Annotated in this window: 19 protein-coding genes; 6 read left to right on the top strand and 13 right to left on the bottom strand. The window is 43.9% G+C overall.

Annotated features, from left to right (window positions below):
- Positions 1–71: 71 nt before the first annotated feature.
- From AB1K83_RS17805 to AB1K83_RS17820, 4 genes are all read right to left on the bottom strand, one after another.
- On the bottom strand, positions 72–458 hold the full coding sequence (locus AB1K83_RS17805; RefSeq protein ID WP_413059550.1) for a DoxX family protein: 387 nt from the start codon (positions 456–458) through the stop codon (positions 72–74).
- A 338-nt stretch (positions 459–796) separates the two neighbouring features.
- Positions 797–1,597 (bottom strand): EcsC family protein, encoded by an 801-nt coding sequence (locus AB1K83_RS17810; protein ID WP_413059568.1) that lies wholly within the window; start codon positions 1,595–1,597, stop codon positions 797–799.
- Positions 1,598–1,629: 32 nt separating this feature from the next.
- Positions 1,630–2,238, bottom strand: a complete 609-nt coding sequence (locus tag AB1K83_RS17815; protein ID WP_413059551.1) for a protein kinase family protein — start codon at positions 2,236–2,238, stop codon at positions 1,630–1,632.
- A 345-nt stretch (positions 2,239–2,583) separates the two neighbouring features.
- Positions 2,584–3,387 (bottom strand): metallophosphoesterase, encoded by an 804-nt coding sequence (locus tag AB1K83_RS17820; protein ID WP_413059552.1) that lies wholly within the window; start codon positions 3,385–3,387, stop codon positions 2,584–2,586.
- Between the two features lie 162 nt (positions 3,388–3,549).
- On the opposite strand from AB1K83_RS17820, the gene yiaA reads away from it, so the two are divergent.
- On the top strand, positions 3,550–4,020 hold the full coding sequence (gene yiaA / locus AB1K83_RS17825; RefSeq protein ID WP_413059553.1) for an inner membrane protein YiaA: 471 nt from the start codon (positions 3,550–3,552) through the stop codon (positions 4,018–4,020).
- Between the two features lie 98 nt (positions 4,021–4,118).
- On the opposite strand, the gene AB1K83_RS17830 is transcribed toward yiaA, so the two are convergent.
- The gene (locus AB1K83_RS17830) at positions 4,119–5,090 is read right to left on the bottom strand and encodes a DMT family transporter (protein ID WP_413059554.1); all 972 of its coding nucleotides are present in this window, start codon (positions 5,088–5,090) and stop codon (positions 4,119–4,121) included.
- 136 nt (positions 5,091–5,226) lie between these two features.
- Between AB1K83_RS17830 and AB1K83_RS17835 the strand changes: the two genes are divergently transcribed.
- Positions 5,227–6,102, top strand: coding sequence for a LysR family transcriptional regulator (locus AB1K83_RS17835; RefSeq protein ID WP_413059555.1), 876 nt, complete (start codon positions 5,227–5,229; stop codon positions 6,100–6,102).
- 115 nt (positions 6,103–6,217) lie between these two features.
- Here AB1K83_RS17835 and AB1K83_RS17840 read toward each other — a convergent pair whose 3' ends face one another.
- On the bottom strand, positions 6,218–6,835 hold the full coding sequence (locus AB1K83_RS17840) for a nitroreductase family protein (RefSeq protein ID WP_413059556.1): 618 nt from the start codon (positions 6,833–6,835) through the stop codon (positions 6,218–6,220).
- Between the two features lie 370 nt (positions 6,836–7,205).
- On the opposite strand from AB1K83_RS17840, the gene AB1K83_RS17845 reads away from it, so the two are divergent.
- Positions 7,206–8,675: an S-layer homology domain-containing protein gene (locus tag AB1K83_RS17845; protein WP_413059557.1), complete on the top strand. Its 1,470-nt coding sequence runs from the start codon at positions 7,206–7,208 to the stop codon at positions 8,673–8,675.
- Between the two features lie 129 nt (positions 8,676–8,804).
- A complete protein-coding gene (locus AB1K83_RS17850) occupies positions 8,805–10,943 on the top strand; it encodes a DNA topoisomerase 3 (protein ID WP_413059558.1) in 2,139 nt (712 codons plus the stop codon).
- A gap of 50 nt (positions 10,944–10,993) precedes the next feature.
- Here the strand turns inward: AB1K83_RS17850 and AB1K83_RS17855 are convergent, their stop codons facing one another.
- Together AB1K83_RS17855 and AB1K83_RS17860 are read right to left on the bottom strand one after the other, a co-directional pair.
- Positions 10,994–12,433, bottom strand: a complete 1,440-nt coding sequence (locus AB1K83_RS17855) for an SLC13 family permease (RefSeq protein ID WP_413059559.1) — start codon at positions 12,431–12,433, stop codon at positions 10,994–10,996.
- The gene (locus AB1K83_RS17860) at positions 12,430–13,617 is read right to left on the bottom strand and encodes a glycerate kinase (protein ID WP_413059560.1); all 1,188 of its coding nucleotides are present in this window, start codon (positions 13,615–13,617) and stop codon (positions 12,430–12,432) included. Before AB1K83_RS17860 ends, AB1K83_RS17855 begins: the two co-directional genes overlap by 4 nt.
- A 215-nt stretch (positions 13,618–13,832) precedes the next feature.
- On the opposite strand from AB1K83_RS17860, the gene AB1K83_RS17865 reads away from it, so the two are divergent.
- A complete protein-coding gene (locus AB1K83_RS17865; RefSeq protein WP_413059561.1) occupies positions 13,833–14,408 on the top strand; it encodes a TetR/AcrR family transcriptional regulator in 576 nt (191 codons plus the stop codon).
- A gap of 67 nt (positions 14,409–14,475) precedes the next feature.
- Positions 14,476–15,411: an SDR family NAD(P)-dependent oxidoreductase gene (locus tag AB1K83_RS17870; protein ID WP_413059562.1), complete on the top strand. Its 936-nt coding sequence runs from the start codon at positions 14,476–14,478 to the stop codon at positions 15,409–15,411.
- Between the two features lie 51 nt (positions 15,412–15,462).
- On the opposite strand, the gene AB1K83_RS17875 is transcribed toward AB1K83_RS17870, so the two are convergent.
- From AB1K83_RS17875 to AB1K83_RS17895, 5 genes are all read right to left on the bottom strand, one after another.
- Positions 15,463–17,565: an MMPL family transporter gene (locus AB1K83_RS17875; RefSeq protein ID WP_413059563.1), complete on the bottom strand. Its 2,103-nt coding sequence runs from the start codon at positions 17,563–17,565 to the stop codon at positions 15,463–15,465.
- Positions 17,565–17,963: a hypothetical protein gene (locus AB1K83_RS17880; protein ID WP_413059564.1), complete on the bottom strand. Its 399-nt coding sequence runs from the start codon at positions 17,961–17,963 to the stop codon at positions 17,565–17,567. Before AB1K83_RS17880 ends, AB1K83_RS17875 begins: the two co-directional genes overlap by 1 nt.
- A 74-nt stretch (positions 17,964–18,037) precedes the next feature.
- Positions 18,038–19,417, bottom strand: a complete 1,380-nt coding sequence (locus AB1K83_RS17885; RefSeq protein WP_413059565.1) for a sensor histidine kinase — start codon at positions 19,415–19,417, stop codon at positions 18,038–18,040.
- On the bottom strand, positions 19,414–20,085 hold the full coding sequence (locus tag AB1K83_RS17890) for a response regulator transcription factor (RefSeq protein WP_413059566.1): 672 nt from the start codon (positions 20,083–20,085) through the stop codon (positions 19,414–19,416). The genes AB1K83_RS17885 and AB1K83_RS17890 overlap by 4 nt, the downstream gene beginning before the upstream one ends.
- Positions 20,082–20,897, bottom strand: coding sequence for a YihY/virulence factor BrkB family protein (locus AB1K83_RS17895; protein WP_413059567.1), 816 nt, complete (start codon positions 20,895–20,897; stop codon positions 20,082–20,084). The genes AB1K83_RS17890 and AB1K83_RS17895 overlap by 4 nt, the downstream gene beginning before the upstream one ends.
- Between the last annotated feature and the right edge of the window lie 598 nt (positions 20,898–21,495).

The following is a 21,495-nucleotide window of genomic DNA, read 5'->3' on the forward strand; positions in this document are numbered from 1 at the left end:
TCGGGAGACGTTATTTTAAGCGGAAAGTGTCCAAATTTAACGAGCAAAAAGTGTCCAAAACTACTTGACGGTTACAGCTTATGATCCAATGAAAACAACTGGCTTCCGCTAATTAAAAGAACAACTGCTATAGACAGTAAAGCTATATCTAATTCATAACCTGCTGTTTCATTTCCCATAAAACCGACAGATAATTTTGTTGTAAAGATAGCCCCAATCATGACGAACGCAATTAACGCCGAGAATATTCTAGTTCCAATTCCCAAAAGTAAAGCAATTCCTCCGAAAAGTTCAATGAAAGAAACAATATAACCCAAGAATCCTACAATTCCAATACTATCAAACCAACCTGCTACATTACCAAGACCCATTTGAAATTTTGCAATCCCGTGGATTAGGAACGTGATTCCTAAAACGACTCGAAGAATCAACAAACTCCATTCATATTTTCGCACCATAATTCATTCTCCTCTTTTTATGATTTTTAATTCCATTACGCCTCAGCGAAATTTCTTCCTATTCTGATTGAACTCGTACGATCTCCAATCACGCCCCATTCGCTAGTTGCTTACTTTATGTAAGTTACTATATAATGATAACTTAAATTAGTCAAGTGACTAATTTAAATAAAAATAAATCTTCGTATGCCAGCGAACCGTTTATTATCGTCTAACGTTGATATGCGTAGCTTCTGCCCCATCACTATCGATGGTGCTTTATTCAACGTATAATGGAAAAATTCATAAAAAAATCCCGTATTTTGAGCTCTATTCAAAATACGGGTTTTTCCTACATATTACTCTTTATTTCCATTCAGCCTAACAATAATTCTCCTTTTCCGATAAAGCATTTTTCCTGCTTCCGCAATGTCATTTACTGCGGAACGATTAATAAAAGCACCGAACACGAGGCCTGCAATCGGAATCATTTGAAAAAACTTTTTCCAGCCAATTTGATCCCGATAGGAAAAAAAGACTTCACGCCAACCCTGGAGTTCAGAGAGGATTTCCCGCTTTGAAGCATCATCCGGTGAATCAAATTGGGATAATTGAGCCAAAATGGCTTGTTTGCCTACAATGTCGGCAGACACATATTGCAGACATTTAATAATAAACAAACGTTCTTCTTTCACATTAGGGTCATAACCATAACAAATTGCAATGTCTTGTAATGTTTTTAATTGCAAACTAAGCAATAGCGGAATGTCGATTGTTAATGTGAAAACACCACCAATACCGGTACTTGCGCCTTGTACCGTTGCCAACCTTTTCCGATTCCCCGTTATTTGTTTGACGGCTGCATCCATTGTTGAAACCGGAAGCTTTTCTACTTGTTCTAACGTACTCACATCCATGCCAGGGTAGTAAGAAGAAATTTTAGAGACGGAGCTCAAATAACTCCCCCCTGTTTGAATGTACTGGCCTAGCTCATCTAGGAGAATTCCTATTTTACGTTGAATGTAATCCGGCGTCCATTTATCCATTAGCTTAAACGGCAAGCGTCCCAGCTTCTCCCAAAACCATAAATCACTCTGATTTTTCTCCCATTCCTCTACTTTTTTTAGCTCTTCCATTAACTGTACCTTAGATTCCATCATCATTCTTTTCCCCTCTTTCTTGGAACAGTCATTTAAGCTCGATACGTTGGTATGCACCCTTTTTTATAAAGGTTCGCAATGATATTTTGGCATGGAGCAGGAACCTTCTTTGGAAATAAACGTTTGCAGTACAATTTTTCATAAGCCTTTTTTATATCTTGCCATTGCCTGCAATGCTTCGTTTGCCTAAAACGGGCAACGTCAATGATTTTAATCTCATCGGCGTCCGTGATGAAAATATTGCGCAAGTGGATATCAGATGGATTCAGTCCCCTGGTAGCTGCTAAGGATAGGGCATGATCGATTTCTTTCATATGGGCGGACGTTATGATTTTTCCACAAGACAAGCATTCAAAAAGTGTATGGCCCTCTATATAATCCATCACGATATAATTCGGTCCTGACTCATACACTGATGGATAATACGTGAGATCTTGAAGTCTCCGGTAAATTTCGGTTTCCTCTTTGGCCAGATAAGCAAAAGCCGGGAAATACACCTTCATTGCTTTCATTGTGGATTTGATCCGAAACACAAATGCACTTCTTCCTGTCCCAATATGCTGTAACGAATCATCATAGCGGATTAAACGGTTTTCCGTGTTGATAACAACTGTATTTGCAAGCGCTTGATAGGTTTGCAAAGTTTGACCTCCAATACGTTCAAAATGAAAAAGGCGATATGTCCAATTATTGGTCATATCGCCTCTAAAAAAACAAAAGACCTCACCAAATAATCGGTAAGGTCTCGCAAACAACTGTAGTTGTCAACAGAGCCGGGGATTGTAGTCCCGTATTGACGACTTTGCTGTATAGCTACTCCCCTTAAAGGAAGTTGAATATTTTATTATGTGTTCATTGTAAATGCTACCGGATTAGGAGTCAATCCAGAGACTCGTGTTCGTTAAAAATAAGGTTATCCGGTTAATGGCGGCAGTGGCAGGACTTGGCACTCAATGACATTTCATGATAAGAAATTCATTGCTGACTCAAATTTCAATTACCTTGATTGTAGAAAAGACTTCTGCTTCGGGGGAATGGCTATTCCATTCCTCCGGGAAGTAGCAAAGTGGGTTGCAGATCATCTCAATCCCCTTATAAACTTCATGATACCGGGTATGAATATGGCCGAATATGTATTTCTTAACGCCATATTTCACGGCCAATTCCCCAAACTGTTGACTCCCCATCATTGCATTGAAGAAGTCCCATTCCGGTTCATTTTTGCACTGTATATAACGTTCGAAAGGAACCGTATGTGTCACCATAATAATCTTTTTCTCCCGATTCTCTTCTAACCAATGCGTCAGTTTTTGCACATAACCGTTTGTCACTTCGATATCCGTTCCCTGCCAATTTGCAAACTGCTTGTCAGGCCAAGTAAAGCCTTTGAAAGTACCAATTGTGAACTGTTCATCCGTATATTCAGGCATCCCGAAACTATAATCATACCAACCGCCATCGCCAATAATGACCCAGTCGTCCGTCAGTTGTACAGGACCATTCCCTAAATTTCCGGGGAACTGCAGTAATGTTTGATAGGCATGTATTGAGTCTCCGGCATAAATGTCATGATTTCCGTGTACAAATAAAAACTTGGTTTGTGGACATTCATTTTGGAGTCGATTCAAATGGGCAAGCGCTTTTTCAGGTTTAGCTGTCATATCACCACTAATAATAAATACTTCCGGCGAATGAATTCCAATCCATCTAATTATTACATCAAGGATATCCGTTTGCGTTTTTTTACGATTCAACCCTTCATGGATGTCCGATAAAATGGCTATTTTCATTTCAATTCCCCCTATTCAACGTATTCAGATGATACTAGTTTACCAATATACAGCATAGGCTGAATATTGAAACGGCTTGGTTCATAATAGACGGACCGTTCTAAATATATTGCCGATTCATACTGTTTTGGATATGATTGTCTAAAGGGGAGGGAACATTCCATGTCTAATGGCATCGATGATTTATTGGATAAGGAAAAGCGAAATGATCCAATAGTGAAAGTGGAAAGAAAATTTGGAGAACCTACTCCAGCTTTCAAAGGAGCCTCCTTGGCTGCGCTGGTAATCGGTGTGTCGGCTTATCTCCTAGGCTTATATAATGCAGCGATGGAACTGAATGAAAAAGGATATTACTTTGCCATATTAGTATTTGGACTCTATTCATCGGTCTCTTTACAAAAAGCGGTTCGGGATAAAGATGAAGGCATACCCGTGACGAACATTTATTATGGGATTAGCTGGTTTGCCCTCATTATCTCAATTTTATTAATGGCCATCGGTTTGTACAATGCAGGAAGTATTGTATTAAGTGAAAAAGGGTTTTATGGCATGGCTTTTGTTTTAAGTATATTTGCCGCGATTACCGTTCAGAAAAATGTACGAGATACACAGAAAGCTAGAGAATTGGAGTGAGTTACTATCCGTTAACTTGATAAACTGTTCTTAATAAAATAGGCAATATTTTAACCCCGTCCTAAACCTGGAACGGGGTTATTGCTTGTTCACTATGACTACGTTTCCTGTAACCTTCCTTTGAAACTTTCTCTCGGCTCCCTGCTTTTCTGCTGCAACCTATGGTAAATATTGTTTGAAAGCAAGGCCACGATAATGAAAATGGTCCCAACCGTATCATAAACAGTGATGCCTGCACCTTGAATAATTTGGATAACCAATGTCGTAACGGGTACAAAATTAAGAAATAATAATCCATTTAGCGGGGTGATGACACTTACGCCATAGTTCCATCCGACCAAGGCAATGACGCCTGGAAAGATCACCATGAACGCAATATGAGGGCTCGTAATCACCATGGTTTCCATGGTTGGAAACGAGATATATCCGGATAGCGTCACGCCGATAACGACAACAACTGCGGTAGCCGTTCCGAGCAAACAACTTAGCGTTGAATAACGCAAAGCAGACCATCCATCTTGACTAAATCGGCTGCCTCCCATCGTGTAGATCACCCATCCTACGACTGCAATGAAAATAAATAAAGAAGGAAGCATGTCATTTTTCGCTGTAAAAAAGGCACCTACATCACCTTTTGTGACGACTAACGATGCGCCGACGAACCCGACAAACACACAAAATAGCGTAAATGCAGGAGGTCGTTGTCTTACTAGCATCCAGACAATGACAATGGAAATCATCGGCATTAAGGATTCCATAATGGAAGCTACCATCGTCCCCGGATCGCCCATTAAGTCTTGTCCCCAGAAAATCAGCAAATTATAAACCGCAAAAGCCATGGTGCCGAAAAACCAAAGCAACCAACCTTTACCTTCAAAACGGAAAGCTTGTTTGCCTTCCTTCCATAACAGCCATACGAGTAAGATGATTGTTACAAGTCCATACCGGAAGATTGTAAAATAAAATGGATCGATAGATTGAAACGCGTGATTCGCAACTGGAAACATGGCGCCCCAGGAGATTGCTGAAATCAAACATAACATAGCACCCAAAAATACTTTGTTCTTCATGAAACCTGTCTCCTTCAATTGCCTTCTATATATCATTAAATCACAAGTTCGATATCTCTCAAAATGAACATTATTGATGTTTCACATCTCATTTAGTGATACCATAGAAGGAAATGAAGTTGAAAGGGATGCTATTATGGAGTTTAAAGATTTGGAGATTTTTCAAATGGTTGCGCAAAAAGGGACGATTACGGAAGCGGCAAAAGAATTACGTTATGTACAATCCAATATTACTTCACGAATTCAAAAGCTTGAGGCTGAAATGAACACCGCTCTATTCAACCGCCACAATCGCGGAATGACGTTAACGCCTGAAGGAAAAAAACTGCTCGTCTACTGTGAGAAAATCCTATCGCTAGCCAATGAAATGAAAAAAGTCGTCCAAAGTAAAACAGAACCGGCAGGAAAATTGGAAATCGGATCCGTTGAAACAGTTATTAAGTTACCGGTCATCCTATCTTCCTATAGCAAAAAATATAAGAACGTAGATTTATCACTCTTCACAGGCGTTACCGAACAACTCCAAAAAGATGTATTAAATCATCAGTTAGACGGTGCATTCATAACAGAAATCAACCTACATCCTGAACTGGTTTCCCATGATGTTTTCCAAGAAGAACTGGTCTTACTATCAGACAACACGAAAACATCGCTGGAGCAATTAATAAACGAGCCGTTCCTATGCTTCAGCGAAGGATGCGGGTACCGGGCAAGACTGGAAGCATGGTACAAAGATCAAAACATCACGCCACAAAAAGTGATGGAGTTCGGCACCTTGGAGACAATATTAGGGAGTGTTTCGATGGGGCTTGGCATTACGTTCGTTCCGAAATCAGCCGTTTCCCATTTAGAAGAAAAAGGCCTTGTCACATGTCATTATTTGCCCGAAAAATACAGTAAAATCAATACTGTTTTCATTAGACGAAAAGACGCGTATTTAACCTCCACACTTGAAAAGTTTATTGAAACGTTTGAGCAAAGCGAGGGCGAACCTGCTTATCCCCTAGCGTAAGCTCCCCTTCCTCAAATAACGGTTGATTAAATCAATATGGAGAGACTTTCCTCATTAAAAAAACCAGTTCCGGTTAAGGTAACTGGTTTGAACTTCTTTTATTAATCAAATTTGTTTACTTGTAAAATTTCACGCGGTTTTCAAGTGGTTGGAACTCTTTTTCGCCTGCTGGAGCTGTTGGATTACCAAATGGCATTTGTGCAATCAGTTTCCAATGGTCAGGGATATTCCATTCTTTTTTCACTTCATCATCAATGAGCGGATTGTAATGCTGTAAAGATGCTCCTAATCCCTCTGAATCCAACGCTGTCCATACGACTAATTGAGACATACCTGACGCTTGGTTTGACCAAATTGGAAAGTTGTCAGCATAAAGGGCAAATTGCTCTTGAAGTGATGTAACGATCGCTTCATCTTCAAAAAATAATACAGTTCCATAACCTGCTTTAAAGGAATCCATTTTTTGTTGAGTTGCTGAAAAATCTCCATCGCCAACCGCTTTTTTTAATGTTTCGGTTGTAATATCCCACAATTTATTATGTGCTTCGCCTGATAGTACAACTAGACGAGCAGTTTGTGAGTTGAAAGCTGAAGGCGTATGTTTCACGGCAAATTCAACAATTTCTTGGATTCTTTCATCTGATACTTGTACATTTTTATTGATTCCGTAAATGGAACGTCTTTCTTTAAGTGCTGTGTAAAAATCTGTAGACGTTAGAGTGCTTGTTGTCATAATAAAAATTCCCCTTTTTAATAATTTCGAATCGATATATCTCGATATAAATAATCTCGAATTCAATATAACCTTAAATCAACAGGAACTTATCGTCAATTAACTTGCTTTACTTAGAAAACTTACTATACGACGCTCACTCCCTGCGCTCCTTGCCAGGCCATAGTTTTGTAATCGTTTAGATCATTTTTTACATGCTGGTTTTTTGTTGTCGTGACAGGGCGGACAGCTGCTGATCCGCTCTAGCACATTGAAAAACAAAAACAATCCAATCCACTCACCAAAATTGTTGAAATAATTATTGAAACTTTTTCTGAATATCTCCGTCTGTAGGTCGCTTACCCAGTAGTAAAATATAGGGGGAAACCATATGAAGAGAAAAATGATTACCGTATTCGGTGCACTGATGCTTGCCTGTAGTTTGCCTATATCCGGCAACGCCGCAAGCAAACAGCTATTTGAAGACGTGCCGCCAACAAAGCATTTCGCAGAAGCGGTCAATGATCTGGCGGAACGCAATATGATCGGAGGCTATCCGGACGGCACATTCAAGCCGGGGAATTCCATCACGAGAGGACAGGCAGCCGCGATTATTGCGAAGATGATCAAGTTGGATACGGAGAATGTCAAGGATCCCGGATTTAAAGATGTTTCGACGGCGAATGGTTACTACAAAGCGATTGCCGCAATGGCGCAGGAAGGGATTATTGGAGGTTATGCGGACGGGCGTTACGGACCGAATGATCCGATCAAGCGAGGACAGATGGCTTCGATTTTGGTCAAGGCGTTTGATTTGCCCCGCCAGTACGGAGAGAATCCGTTCAAAGATATCGGGTCGAAATGGGATTCATCGCATTACGAGAATATTTTGATCATCTACCATCTCGGCATTACCTCAGGAACGACTTCCAATACATTTAGCCCGAATAACCCGATCACAAGAGGTCAGGCGGCTAAGATGATTAAAGCGACGGAAGAGGCGAAACCGACGAATGTAGTGACGCTCAAAGCGGAGGACTTTGGCTGGAGTCGATTCTTCGTCATGGGAACTGAAGTGAATCCTAATCTATTCGATGTGGTTATGGTGGAATGGAAGAATGGCTACCAGGGCAATAAAATCCAGTTGATTCCTAGAAAAGAAGGAACGGGAACATTCATCGTAGCAGATAAGCACTTCTTTGATGCGGAGAACTACAAAAAATATTATGTGCATGTGAAAAAAGAGAATGGCGAGTTGAAGTTGACGCTTGAAGAAACGAGCGATTTTCTGCCGACGTCCGTACAACTCGACACTCCGTACATCAACTTTGAGGATGATAGGATATTCGGAAACAGGGAAGTAGCCCAAAACATTTCGTTGTCAACAATGGACGGAAAGCAACTGTCCGACAATGTAGCGTTTACAACTTGTGATTATGTGAATATCTGTATCGATATCGACGAGCCTGGCCAGTACATTGCCACTGTACGCTTCGAAAGCGGCGTGGAATCGCGCTATGGAATTGAAGCTATCTCCAAGGAAACACATTTTTACTATGACGTAAAATCATTGAGGGAAGAACATACCGCGATGTATAAGCAAGGCACATCGAAAGATATAGGAAAGCATAAGATCGTGACGAAAGACTATGAGCAGATTGCGGACATTACGAGAGATACTAGCACGAACTTGTTCACTGCCCGCCTTACCGGCAAGAAAGAAGGCACGATTGTGATTGAATACGAGAAACCGGTTCGTTCAGAGTATTATCAGCAAGATGGCCTTCGGATTAATGTGAAGAAAATCGGATCAATTTGGAATGTTTCAATTGGGTCGGATGGATATGTTACGGATATGTGATGAGCAGAAAGCAGACCGCGTGTCTGCTTTTTTGTTCCCGCCCCCAACGGAATTACATTAGAAAACCTCTCACGTTTATGCGATAATAGTAGAACTAATGTTTCTATTATTAGGAAAAGAGGTGTCCTCATGAAACCCGTCATCCTCGCCGAAAAACCATCGCAAGCGAAAGCATATGCAGACGCTTTTTCTGTACGCCGCCACGAAGGCTATTTGGAAATTAATCCGTGTCCGATTTTCCCGAAAGGCGCCTATATCACATGGGGTGTCGGTCATCTCGTCGAACTGAAGGAACCGAAAGCATATGACGCACGCTGGAATCGATGGACACTCGGAAGCCTGCCGATTTTGCCGGACCGATACGAGTTTCAAGTGGCAAAAGGGAAATTCAAGCAGTTTCAAGTAGTGAAGAAGCTCATTCGCGGGACGGACACGGTCATCAATGCTTGTGACGTGGATCGCGAAGGCTCGAACATTTTCTATAGCATTTATTATCAAACGGGGGCCAGGAACCAGCGGATTTTGCGGTTGTGGATCAACTCGCTCGAAGTCGATGAGGTACGAAAAGGGTTCGCTAATTTGCGCGACAATCGCAAGGACCTCCTAATGTACGAAGAGGCGAAAGCCCGGCAAATCAGCGACTGGCTTGTCGGGATGAATGGATCGCGGTTGTATACGCTCCTCTTGAAGGCGAAAGGAATCCAGGAAGTCTTCCCAATCGGTCGTGTTCAGTCGCCGACGGTTTACCTCATTTACCAACGACAGCGGGAAATCGAAACGTTTGTGTCTGAGCCTTTCTTCGAAATTGAAGCAAACTTTACAGCAGAACACGGGACCTATAAAGGCAAGGCGAAGGCCAAAGAACCGAAACGGGAGATCATTCAGGAGCTTCTGGCCAAGCACGGCATCCGCCCTGACACACCCGGCGTCATCAGCTCCGTCACTCACACTGACAAACGGATTCCGCCGCCGCAGCTCCATTCGCTGTCCACTTTGCAGGCAACGGCCAACCGGCGCTGGAAGACGAGTCCTGCCAATGTCTTGAAAATCACTCAGGGTCTTTATGAGAAAAAACTTGTTACCTATCCGCGGACCGACGCGCGGCATATTACACCGAATGAATTCTCGTATTTGGCGGCGCAAGTAAATGAATATCAGCAACTCATCAATCATTCATTCCCAGTCGCTTCCCTGTCGCCGAAAAAGCGCTTCGTCGACAGCTCGAAAGTGCAAGAGCACTATGCCATCATCCCGACGAAGAAGGTCCCCACGCAAGCCGCGCTCGCTAAACTATCGCTGTTGGAACGCAATCTGTACGAGGAAGTGGTCCGCACTACACTTGCCATGTTCCATACCGATTATTTATACACGGAGACAAAAGTGACGACCACCGTGAATGAATTGCCGTTCTTCACAACCGGGAAGACGGAACGGGATCTGGGATGGAAGGCTTTATTTCAAAAATCGCAGGAAGAGAAAGACGAACCTTCCTTGCCGCCGCTTCGGGAGCAGGAACCTGTCCGAAGCGACATCGGCATTAAAGAAGGAAAAACCCAGCCGCCTAAACCGTACACGGAAGGCCAGCTGATTGCCATGATGAAAACATGCGGGAAGTTGGTGGAGGATAAGGAAGAAACGGAAATCCTGAAAGAAGTGGAAGGGCTCGGCACTGAAGCGACACGGAGCGGCATCATCGAGACGATTAAAAAGCATGGCTATATTACTGTGACAAAAAATATCGTTTCCATTACCGATAAGGGGCGTATCCTGTGCCAGGCGATTGAAGGGAACTTGCTCGCAAGCCCCTCCATGACGGCAAAATGGGAAGCGTATTTGCGGAAAATTGGCAATGGAGAAGGTACTGGCCAACATTTCCTAGATAATATTGCAAAGTTCATCCGAAAGCTGCTAGATGAGGTGCCGCCACAATTGGAAGCCCAAAAGGTCGACATTGTTCTTCCCCCTGCCGCCAACCGTTCATCAAAACGGTCCTATGCACCGCAGGAAGTGGCTCCTTGCCCGAAATGCAAACAAGGGATGATTGTCGCTCGCAAAAGCTTTTACGGTTGCAGCAATTACAAAAACGGCTGTAAACAGACATTTCCCGGCATTTTTCTAAAGAAGAAGCTGACGCCCCATCAAGTCAAGCTTCTCTGCACGACCGGAAAAACCCAATTGATCAAAGGCTTTGTCGCCAATAACGGTAATGCGTTCAACGCCAGGTTGGCATTGGTGGAAGGAAAATTGAATTTGGAATTCCTACAATGAATGGAGGGGCGGGCCGGTAAGTCCGACACAGCCCCTTCCCGTATTTAGATTTATAAATGCAGCCCCGCCCACTGCCAATAAGAAAAATAGAATAACATCATGACGAGTATATAAAGAGGCATCAATATAGCGCTAATTTTTAACAGGTTGCCAGCATTGTATGAAATCTTTCCTTCCTCATAAAAAAGAAGCAATGCTTTGGAGCTGACCGGAACTGTAACACAGTAGTTCATGCCGATTAAACTTAGAAAAACAACGGTTGTAGGATCAACCCCTATTGTTTTGCTAAATAATAATAATCCTGGAATAAAGACGATGGCACGTGTGGTATGTGATGTAATATACAAATGACTTGTCACGGTAACAAGCAAGATAATCAATACAATAAGCCATTCTGGAGCATCTATAAATAAATGCAAAACATGTAGCATTTCTTGTTCAATCCATTCGACTATCCCCGTATCCACTAACACCTTTCCAAGTGCAGTTGCTGCAGCTACAAAGAGAATCAAATTCCAGGACACCGCATTCATACCTTGTTTCCAACTGATGATACCGTAACGGGGCATCATGAGTAGGATGGCGCCTATCATCGTGATAAACGCTATATCATAGCCATGTATACTTTCCGTCATCCAACCCACTATTAAGAACAAAACCAAAACGACAGTCTTTTTTTCTTTTCCATTCATCTGTTTTTTCCCTATGATGTTATCTTCCGTTTGGTCAGCTTCTATTTCCTGTACTCCATCTTTTGGCCATAACATCCATTTTATGATGAAAACCGATAGAAATGTAATGACGATAGCAAAGGGTACTCCCCATACAAACCATTGGAAATAGGAAATGGATTGGTCGACCGTACTTTCCATTAAACCGATTCCGATTAAATGGGATCCCGCGCCTATTAAAGTAGCGGATGTACTCATCAAGATGACAACGGGCGCTAAAATCGCCAATACACTTTGTTCTTTATTCGAAAACTTTTGGCTCATCTGCTGAATGATCGGCATGGATAATGCGGCTCGACCCGAGGTGGAAGGAATGAAAAATGCGGATGCAAATAAAATTGAACTTAATCCATAGAGCATATCGCCCTTTCGATTCGACTGACTCAATATGGAATGTGTTAAACGTTCCGCCAGCCCGGATACTTTCACTGCTTCACCAATGATGAAAGAACCGATCATGAGCCATACCACTTCCTCGGAAAGTGAATGGTACAGCAAATCCGGTTTTCCCGCCTTCATGACAATGATGAACGCAATGAGTGCAATTGCTACAAACCCAGCCGGAATTTTCGTTGTGATCCATAACGTCATAGCGGATAAAAACGCAAACAAGGAGACCTTTGCACGGTAGTCGAGAGCATCGATCAATAAGACTGCGATCAGGAATAGGACGTGTAGGCTACAAATCACGACTGTCTTTATGGAGACATGTTGTGTCCAGGTTTTGGTTCGATTTTGCTTTACCTTTGTTGTGTTCATGTTTGATAAACTCTCTCTTTAGCATTCTTTTTTTGTGCGATTTCCAAGCCGATCGAAACCTGCCGTAACACTAGCGCTGTACTTTCTTCTATCCACTTTGGTGCTTTTTGGATTGCCTTCTCCAAAGTTACCGGTTTCTGAATAATACTGATATAGGCATCTATTCCCGCATTATAGTTTGCATCTGCTCCTTTTCCAATGGTTCCAGTGATCGCGATGACGGGGGTATTATTTTTTTTCGCAATCCGCGCAACCTCTGCCGGAATTTTCCCATTTGGTGTTTGAAAATCCAAACTGCCTTCTGCGGTTAATACGATATCTGCTGTTGCAATTTTTTCTTCTATATTTATGTATTCCCGAATAATATCGAATCGTGGGTGTAAGACAGCCCCTGCAAATGCCATGAGCCCTGCACCCAATCCACCAGATGCTCCGCTGCCTGGCAAGGAACGGACATCCATCCCCACTGCTTCTTCAACTAAAGCTGCATAATGTTCCAACGCGCATGATAGCTGTTCCACTTGTTTGAGTGTCGCCCCTTTTTGAGGTCCAAACACACGTGCCACGCCCTCTTCTCCGCATAATATGTTCTTCCAGTTACACGCAACGTCTATAGAAACGTCTTGTAATCGCCTATCCAAATGAGTCGTTCCGATCGATTCGACCTTCATCAAATCTTCTCCACCCTGGATATCGACGATTTTTTGTCGTTTGTCCAAAAATTGCACGCCTAATGCTTGCGCCATGCCTGCCCCACCATCTGATGTGCCTGAATCGCCACAGCCGATTAATATATTGTCAACCCCTTCATCAAGCGCGGCCCGAATCAGCTCTCCCACACCATAAGTCGTTGTTCGTAAAGGGTTTCTTTGATTACGCGGTACGAGTTTTAATCCTGCTACCGCTGCCATTTCAATTACAGCCGTCCGTTTCCCATTCTCTACAAAAATACCAAAATGACTATTAATTTTCTCACCAACTGGTCCCGTTACTTTTTTATAAATTAATTCTCCACCTTTAATGTTCACAATCGTCTTTGCGAACCCTTCTCCACCATCAATCATCGGTATAACATCCAGATCGGCAAACGGATCAAAACGTCTCACCCCATGTTCCATTGCTAAAGCCACTTCCTCAGCATCTAAACACTCTTTAAATCCCGAAGGTACAATTACAATTTTCATCCAAACATTCCTCCAAACACTATGATCAATTTCTACTGTACTCGTAATATATTAGAAGACGGTGAGAGGATCATTAAAAGTTACGAATAAAGGATTCGAGATCTCCGAATGAGAGGACCGCCTCCTTTATTTGAAGTAGGTTCTAATTTCCAGATTGACACTCATCCATAAACACGCTATTATTTATTTGAACAGTGGTTAAATAAGGAGGTACTATGTCATCTCGAAAATCTGTACAACGTGATCTGACTCGTGAGATGATCATGGATGCAGCTAGGGACTTATTCATTGTGAAAGGGTACCAGCACGTCTCCATGCGACAAATCGCTAAAGAACTCGACTATAGCCACGGTGCCATCTATTATCACTTTACGAACAAGGCGGAGCTGTTCTACGCCCTCGTGGAAGAGCATTTTAATATGCTGGAACGTAAGCTGAAAGAAATCATGGAGGCCTCTCTTGCGCCGCCGGAAAAGCTGGAAGCCGTCTTGCTCGGCTTCATCGAATTCGGTTTAAACCATCAAAGCCATTATGAAATTATGTTTTTAATCAAAGACGAGGAAGTGCGGGACTACCTCAACCAAAGTCCGAACGAAACGTATGAATTGTTTGCTCAAACCGTGCATAGTTTATGTGGGAAGCAACTTTCCATTCAAGAGGTTTGGTCCATTTTTTTATCGTTGCATGGATTTGTCACACATTATTTGCGCCACGTCCTTCAATACGAAGACGTCGCGGACATGGCGAAGGCACACGTGCAATTTTTGTCGAAGGGTATATTTCAAAGTTAGCCAGCTATTGGCTTTCTTTTATCACTTCATTTGAACAGTGGTCAAATAACTAATCGGGGGTATGTGTATGAAAAGAGTACTAGTTTTGGGAGCATCCGGAGGAATGGGATTTTCGATTGTCAATGAATTGGTCGACCGGGGCGTGGAAGTGATCGCATTCGCCCGCTCGGAGCAGAAGCTGAAGAAATTATATGATGGTCGACAAGGCATTACGATCCAAACCGGAGATATTTTCAATTTGCAAGATGTCATATCCGCGTCCGAAAATGTGGATGTCATTTTTCAAGCAGCTAATATTCCTTACCCGGAATGGGAGAAAAAACTAATCCCTTTCATTGGAAATGTCCTAAAGGCGGCAGATTATAATAAAACAAAGCTCGTGTTGGTTGAGAATATTTATGCTTATGGAAGATCGAACGGGGCCAAAGTGAGAGAAAATACTCCGAAACAACCAAATACCAAAAAGGGAAAGATCCGCTTGCAGGTGGAGCAGCTCGTCAAACAAGAAAACGTGCCAACCATCATTGCCCACTTTCCCGATTTTTATGGCCCGAACGCCGAAAATACGCTGTTGCACTTCACTTTACAGAATGCCGTAGAGCATAAAAAAGCGATGTTCGTTGGGAATCAAACCATTGCAAGGGAGTTCATTTACACACCAGACGGAGCGAAAGCTGTCGTCAACTTGGCACTGCACGACAACTCCTACGGCCATAACTGGAATATCCCCGCCTCTGATGTCATTACGGGGAATGAGCTCGTCAACCTTATCCGGGAACTTACCGGATATGATAAACGGGTTTCGACCGTATCCAAAAATCTCATCCGGTTCTTGGGCATCTTCAAAGCTGACATGCGTGAAATGGTGGAAATGTTCTATTTGAATGAAGAGCCGGTCGTTTTGGATGGCTCAAAATATGAAAAAGCAATCGGTCCGCTTCCCCGTACTTCTTATCGGGAAGGATTGCAACGTACGATAGAATACATGACCCGTCCGGAGTGAACGACGGACAAAAAACGCCAATCCCTCTTTAAAGGAAGTGACGTTTTTCATTTATCCCATCCGCTTCGGCCAGAAACTCCACTTGCCAAGCAACACTAAGATGGCTGGAATGAGCAACGGCCGGACGATGAATGTATCGATCAGAATACCGAGCGCCATGATGAAGCCGAACAGCTTCAATTCATTGATCGGCATGGTGGCCAAGACGAGGAAGGTCGCCGCCAAAATGAGCCCCGCCGAACTGATGACACTTCCCGTCTTGTCGACTCCTCTTCTAACCGCCTCTTCGAACGGCATCGATTTCATTTCTTCTCGTACACGCGCGATCAGCATAATCGAATAATCGACACCAAGCGCAATCAAGAAGACGAACGCATACAACGGAATACGATAACTGATCGCATCGAGCCCTAAGAAGACATCGAATAGGAAAATCGATAGTCCAAGCGTTGCGCCATATGATAAGAGAATCGTCCCCATCATATAAATCGGGGCCACGATGGAACGCGTCTGCAATCCAAGCATGATGGAAATTAACACCGTCATAATGCTCATGACGACAATCGAATCCCGTTTATTAATCTCCTGGAGATCCGCATTCTTCGCACTTTCACCCGCAATGAAAAGCTGGGCGTCAGCAAGGCCAGCCTCTTGAAGGATGGTTTCTCCTTGTGCCCGCAGTTCATTCACCGCGGCAAACGCGGTCGGATCATATGGATTTCCTTCGAAAACTATAGAGAATTTAGCATTCTTTCCGTCCTCCGACGCTGGATTGCCTTGGGCAGATATGCTGTCCACTCCCGGAATTTCTTTTAACTTCTCAATTGCTGCCATCGTCTCTTCCATGCTTAACTCTTGGCCGGACACAATGAGCAAGGTTCCTGGAGCCAAGCTTCCTTCTGAAAAGGATTCGCCAAGGCGTTCATAGCCGACACGGGAGGACAAATCTTCCGGGAAGGATTCGATCAAGTCATACGACTCTTTCAAATTGGTAATGTTCCAGGTACCGAAAACGAGTAATAATCCAATCGGGACCAAGAAAAAGAGTGGCCGTTTCGTCACTTGTTCCGCAATTTTACCCCAAACCGATTTCTTCTCCTCTTGTGCATCTCCAACCTTCGGAATGACCGGCCAGAACGATTTTCTACCGATTAAGGCAAACAATGCCGGCAGCAACGTCAGCCCAGCGATAAGCATGGCAGCAGCCGCAATGGCAAACGCTGGTGCGAAATTCCCGTATGGTTCATAGAGGGCAAAGAAAAGCGTAGCGACGCCGAGAACGATCGTGCTGCCGCTGAAGAAAATCGGTTCTCTTACGTGGCGCATCGTCTCACGCATCGCAGCATGGGTCGATTCATGCCGTTTCAGCTCTTCGCGATAACGGGAAAAGATGAGCAATGAATAGTCCGTGACAACAGCAAACAATAAAATTGTCATGATAGAGACGGCCTGACTGTCAATCGCAAACCAGCCGGCCTCCGTCGCTAATCCGATGACCCGATCGACGACAGCATATACGATCGCCGCTCCGATCAACGGGATGAATGTCAGCAAAGGCGATCGATAGATGAGCAGAAGAAGAACCAGGATCAAGCCGACTGTCGAGAGTAGCAGGACGACATCCGCCCGACTAAATAATTCGACCGCATCCGCCGCAATACCCGCCGGTCCGGTCCAGGACAGTTCCACCTCATCCGAGACGGTCACTTCTTCCTTAATTTTCACGACAAGATCATGTAAATCATTGCCTTCGAGAGTTACCGGCAAGGTAAGTGGCGCGAAGAAAGTCTTGGCGTCCTCTGAAAGGAACGTCGCTCTCACTTGTGGAGGCAGTTCCGTCAAGGGGAGGATTTCCACGTCGTCAAATTCGGGATTTGCTTGCAATGCCTCCAACGCTTCTGCAAATTGCAGCGTATCCTTATCAGTCAAGCCGTCCACGTTGTGGAAAACGGCGAATAATGGAAGTCCGCCGTCTTGCGGGAAGTATTTCTCGAGCTGCCGATCCGCGATGATGGACTCCGCATCTTCCGGCAATCCGGCATCTTTATTCGCAACGACGAATTCGTTCGCGCCTGGTGCGAAACCTGATAAGAGGACCGCCAATAAAACCCAGATCCCAAAAGAGATCCACCAAAATCGTTTACTCTTCGCCATCACCGTTTCCCTTCTTTTTCAGTGAGAAATGTCACTAACACAAATAAGGCAAAACTGATTAGCAAAATTGTACCACCTACAATGTACAGGATCAGGGCTAGTGTCGGATTCACCCCGAATGGCTTCATGAATTGGAGCCACATTCCGGCAGTCAAGCCGATGGAGCCGATAATTGCCGTCCAACCATGGGCCGTGATCAATTTTTTGGCACGCACTTTATACACCCTATAAAACACACCCCATGCGAACACAGATAACCAACCGACCAACAAAATATGGGCATGGATCGGACGGAACGCATACGAACCGGCTCCCGCCATATGAGATCCGAGCACCGTACCAATCAAACCAAAGATTGCAGCAATGCGAATTAATCGCAAACTCCATTTTTCCTGCATGTTAAATTCCTCCTAGTTATTTAAGTTATATCTATATCTTAAACACCCAAGATGAACGGAACATTAACTGCCTGTTACAACTTTGGCAACTCGACGATGATTGTCGTACCGATGCCCTCCTCGCTTATTACATCGATTGATCCGCCATGGAGTTTGACCACTTGATGGACAATCGAAAGGCCAAGGCCGGTCCCCCCAACTTCCTTCGTCCTGGAATGATCGGCTCGAAAGAAGCGGTCAAAGATACGCTCTATATCCTCTTCCTTCATGCCGATTCCCGTGTCATGGACGGAAACCCGCACAGCATCCTGTCCATCTGTCAGCTCTATGTCCACAGCGCCTCCGTCTCCTGTATATTTCAAAGCGTTGGACAGCAAGTTTTCCCATACTTTTTCGAGGAATGCGGGATCGCCCCTATATTCCACTTGATCGATGTCCATTGAGAGCGAGATTCCCTTCTCTTGGAGCAGCCATCTGGATTTTCGGATGACTTCTTTAAATTGATTATCTAGCCGGAAAGGTTTCAACTTTAGCGGCGACGTCAATTGGTCTAGGGATGTGAGTAGCAATAATTGTTTGGTCAATGAAGACAAACGCTCTGTCTCCGATTGAATTACTTTTGCATAACTGACACGCTCCCCGACTGGTAGCTCTTGATTTAGAAGAAGCTCGGAATACCCTTTAATATTTAATAAAGGCGTCTGAAAATCATGCGATACATCACTGATAAATTCTTTACGGATCCGGTCATTCTCCCCCAGTCGTTCTGTCATTCGTTGAAAACTTTGCGCCAGCTGACCGATTTCATCCCGGCGATGAATTTCAACAACTCCCGAAAACTGCTCTTCCCCTACCATTTGGGTCGCTTCGGTCAGTTTTGTTATAGGCTCGATCAATTTTTTCGCAACAATCAACATGGAGAGCAAACTGACAATCGCCATAACTATAACCATCCCACCTAATAGTGTATGCACCTCGGTGAATAGCAGCTTGATATCAGGGCGAAGAAAAAGCGCATAGGCGATCCCTTCATACGTAAACGGAACACCGACTGTATTGGCCAATTCATCCGAAAAAAAGCCGGTAACAAAGGTTTCGGTCTTTAAATCTCGCATTCCGTGAAAAGGCTTCCCACCCAATACTTGATTGATTGCCGATTGCGGTAGGTTTTCGTCACGGAACGGTGCTCCAAATCGTTTTACTTCTTGTTCTTCATTGACAAGAAAAAGCTTATAACCTGCGGCGGAGAGAGTTTCCAAATAATTGTCGAGATGCACTCCCTCAGTTGTTCCAATATAAGAAGCGATACTTTCCGCAATTTCCATATTCTTTGCATCATTTTCGCCTTTTAGTTGGTGGTGATAATATGTATTTACCGCAAGGAATGCGATCAGCACACTGGTCATCATGATGCCGATCGTAAAAGATAGGAATTTACCGTAGAGTGATCTCACGATGAAACCTCAAGTTTATACCCAACTCCACGGACCGTAGCGATTTGGACCTCATCCGCCAGCTTCTCCAACTTATCCCGTAGGCGTTTGATATGGACGTTAAGCGTTTGTTCGTCTCCTTCATAGTCATAGCCCCACACTCGCTCCAATAAGATGTCGCGGGAAAAGACTTGATTGGGACGGGACGCTAAGACCGAAAGCAGCTCAAATTCTTTTAAAGGAAGAAGCAATACTTTATTCCCGACGGACACTTCGTAGCTTTGTCGATTGATCTTCAGCGGACCGGCCTGGATTATAGCATCGACCACCTTGTCATACCGGCGCAAAATCGCATGTATCCGGAACAGCAGCTCTTTCGGTTCGAACGGTTTAACTACATAATCATCCGATCCTGCTAGAAATCCACGCTCTTTATCCTCCAATTCGCCTTTTGCGGTCAATAATAAAACCGGGAGATCTTCCTCCCGTAGTCTTTGGGTCAATGTATAGCCATCCATCCCCGGCATCATGACATCAACGACCGCCAAATCGGGGAGTTCGGTTTCTGCAAGTTGTAACGCTTCTTCCCCATTGGACGCCTTCATAACTGAATATCCCGCCTGCGCCAAATGAATATTTACGAGTTCTAAAATATTTGGATCGTCGTCTACTACAAGTATTTTATTCAAACCAAACGACCTCTCTTTCGAAATTCTGCATTCAACAAACCGGAGATCAGCAAAATCACCGCCGTCATATAGAACCAAATGACAAGTGAAATAATACCTGAAAGCTGGCCATAGAGCCGGGTATAATCCACATTGGTTACATACTCTCCAAACACGATGGAGAATAACTGCCAACCGAATGTAGAAAAGATCGTGCCCGGAAGTGTCTGCTTCCATTTCACTTTGTGGGTGGGTACGACTTTATAGAACAGCATGAAGAACAGGAACAAGAAAACGGTGCCTAGCCCCCATCGGATCCTCGGCCACACATACATCCAACCTTGCCATTGTTCAATCGTATCATAATACATCACCAGTTCATGAAGTGCCTTTTCAATGAGCGGGAGAAACAGCGATAACGAAATGACCAGCATGAACAAAAAAGTGATGCCCAAATCCCGGATAAGCACTTTCCAAAAAGCATAGCGACGGAAAGAGCCATTCGCCAGATCAAGGGAGCGAGCCAATGATTGGACGGCAACAGAAGAAATCCAAAATGCCAAAAGGAGACTTGTATAGACGAGATGCCCTTGCCTTTTACGAAGGATGACACTTATATTCGCCTCAATTAAATTAAATGCCTCCACCGGTACAAATGGACTGAGGAAGGTTAAGATCATTTCTTCATTTACAGGGAGCAAACTAAGGAGGGAGAGAAGAAACAGAAGGAACGGAAAAATAGCCAACAACAAATAATACGCTGTTTGTGCAGCCTGATCGAAAAAACGCTCATTAAAAAAACGGATGATCACGTTCCGTACTGCGACTATCATCTACTCACCTCCATACCCAATATACCCCATTTTCATGAGATTCTGCATGTGAACAGTCTCTCTCATATTACGAGGAGGGGCAAGAGGATATGAGGATGGAGAGGAGGGGGCTATATGGGATTGATAAATGGGAAATTTCATCGCTCATGTCCTTATGCAGCGATGTGATAATTTCCCGGGCCGCTCATATTTCCACGTAGGCGATCATAACTATCCGGGACCGCCCATATTTCCATGCAAGCGATCATAACTATCCGAAACCGCTCATATTTCCATGCAAGCGATCATAACTATCCGAAACCGCCCATACTTCCATGCAAGCGATCATAACTTCCCGAGACCGCCCATATTTCCATGCAAGCGATCATAACTTCCCGGGACCGCTCATATTCCCACGCAAGCGATCATACATCCTCTTAACTCACCGGAAATAGCCATAATTTCCACTCAACCGCAGCCAACTAACCCCTTGAACAGAAAAAAACAAACAAAAAAAGCCATCCCCCATTGGGAATGACCTATCCGCCTGGCGACGTCCTACTCTCACAGGGGGAAGCCCCCGACTACCATCGGCGCTGAAGAGCTTAACTTCCGTGTT

The sequence above is a fragment of the Sporosarcina sp. 179-K 3D1 HS genome (assembly GCF_047228905.1).
In the GTDB taxonomy this organism is placed as follows: domain Bacteria; phylum Bacillota; class Bacilli; order Bacillales_A; family Planococcaceae; genus Sporosarcina.

Excerpts from the sequence above, each read along its gene's own strand:
- AB1K83_RS17810 (WP_413059568.1), bottom strand. The coding sequence starts at position 1,597 with ATGATGGAATCTAAGGTACAGTTAATGGAAGAGCTAAAAAAAGTAGAG.
- AB1K83_RS17805 (WP_413059550.1), bottom strand. The coding sequence starts at position 458 with ATGGTGCGAAAATATGAATGGAGTTTGTTGATTCTTCGAGTCGTTTTA.
- AB1K83_RS17820 (WP_413059552.1), bottom strand. The coding sequence starts at position 3,387 with ATGAAAATAGCCATTTTATCGGACATCCATGAAGGGTTGAATCGTAAA.
- yiaA (WP_413059553.1), top strand. The coding sequence starts at position 3,550 with ATGTCTAATGGCATCGATGATTTATTGGATAAGGAAAAGCGAAATGAT.
- AB1K83_RS17880 (WP_413059564.1), bottom strand. The coding sequence starts at position 17,963 with ATGCAGGAAAAATGGAGTTTGCGATTAATTCGCATTGCTGCAATCTTT.
- AB1K83_RS17860 (WP_413059560.1), bottom strand. The coding sequence starts at position 13,617 with ATGAAAATTGTAATTGTACCTTCGGGATTTAAAGAGTGTTTAGATGCT.
- AB1K83_RS17830 (WP_413059554.1), bottom strand. The coding sequence starts at position 5,090 with ATGAAGAACAAAGTATTTTTGGGTGCTATGTTATGTTTGATTTCAGCA.
- AB1K83_RS17870 (WP_413059562.1), top strand. The coding sequence starts at position 14,476 with ATGAAAAGAGTACTAGTTTTGGGAGCATCCGGAGGAATGGGATTTTCG.
- AB1K83_RS17855 (WP_413059559.1), bottom strand. The coding sequence starts at position 12,433 with ATGAACACAACAAAGGTAAAGCAAAATCGAACCAAAACCTGGACACAA.
- AB1K83_RS17835 (WP_413059555.1), top strand. The coding sequence starts at position 5,227 with ATGGAGTTTAAAGATTTGGAGATTTTTCAAATGGTTGCGCAAAAAGGG.
- AB1K83_RS17850 (WP_413059558.1), top strand. The coding sequence starts at position 8,805 with ATGAAACCCGTCATCCTCGCCGAAAAACCATCGCAAGCGAAAGCATAT.
- AB1K83_RS17865 (WP_413059561.1), top strand. The coding sequence starts at position 13,833 with ATGTCATCTCGAAAATCTGTACAACGTGATCTGACTCGTGAGATGATC.
- AB1K83_RS17840 (WP_413059556.1), bottom strand. The coding sequence starts at position 6,835 with ATGACAACAAGCACTCTAACGTCTACAGATTTTTACACAGCACTTAAA.
- AB1K83_RS17895 (WP_413059567.1), bottom strand. The coding sequence starts at position 20,897 with ATGATAGTCGCAGTACGGAACGTGATCATCCGTTTTTTTAATGAGCGT.
- AB1K83_RS17845 (WP_413059557.1), top strand. The coding sequence starts at position 7,206 with ATGAAGAGAAAAATGATTACCGTATTCGGTGCACTGATGCTTGCCTGT.
- AB1K83_RS17875 (WP_413059563.1), bottom strand. The coding sequence starts at position 17,565 with ATGGCGAAGAGTAAACGATTTTGGTGGATCTCTTTTGGGATCTGGGTT.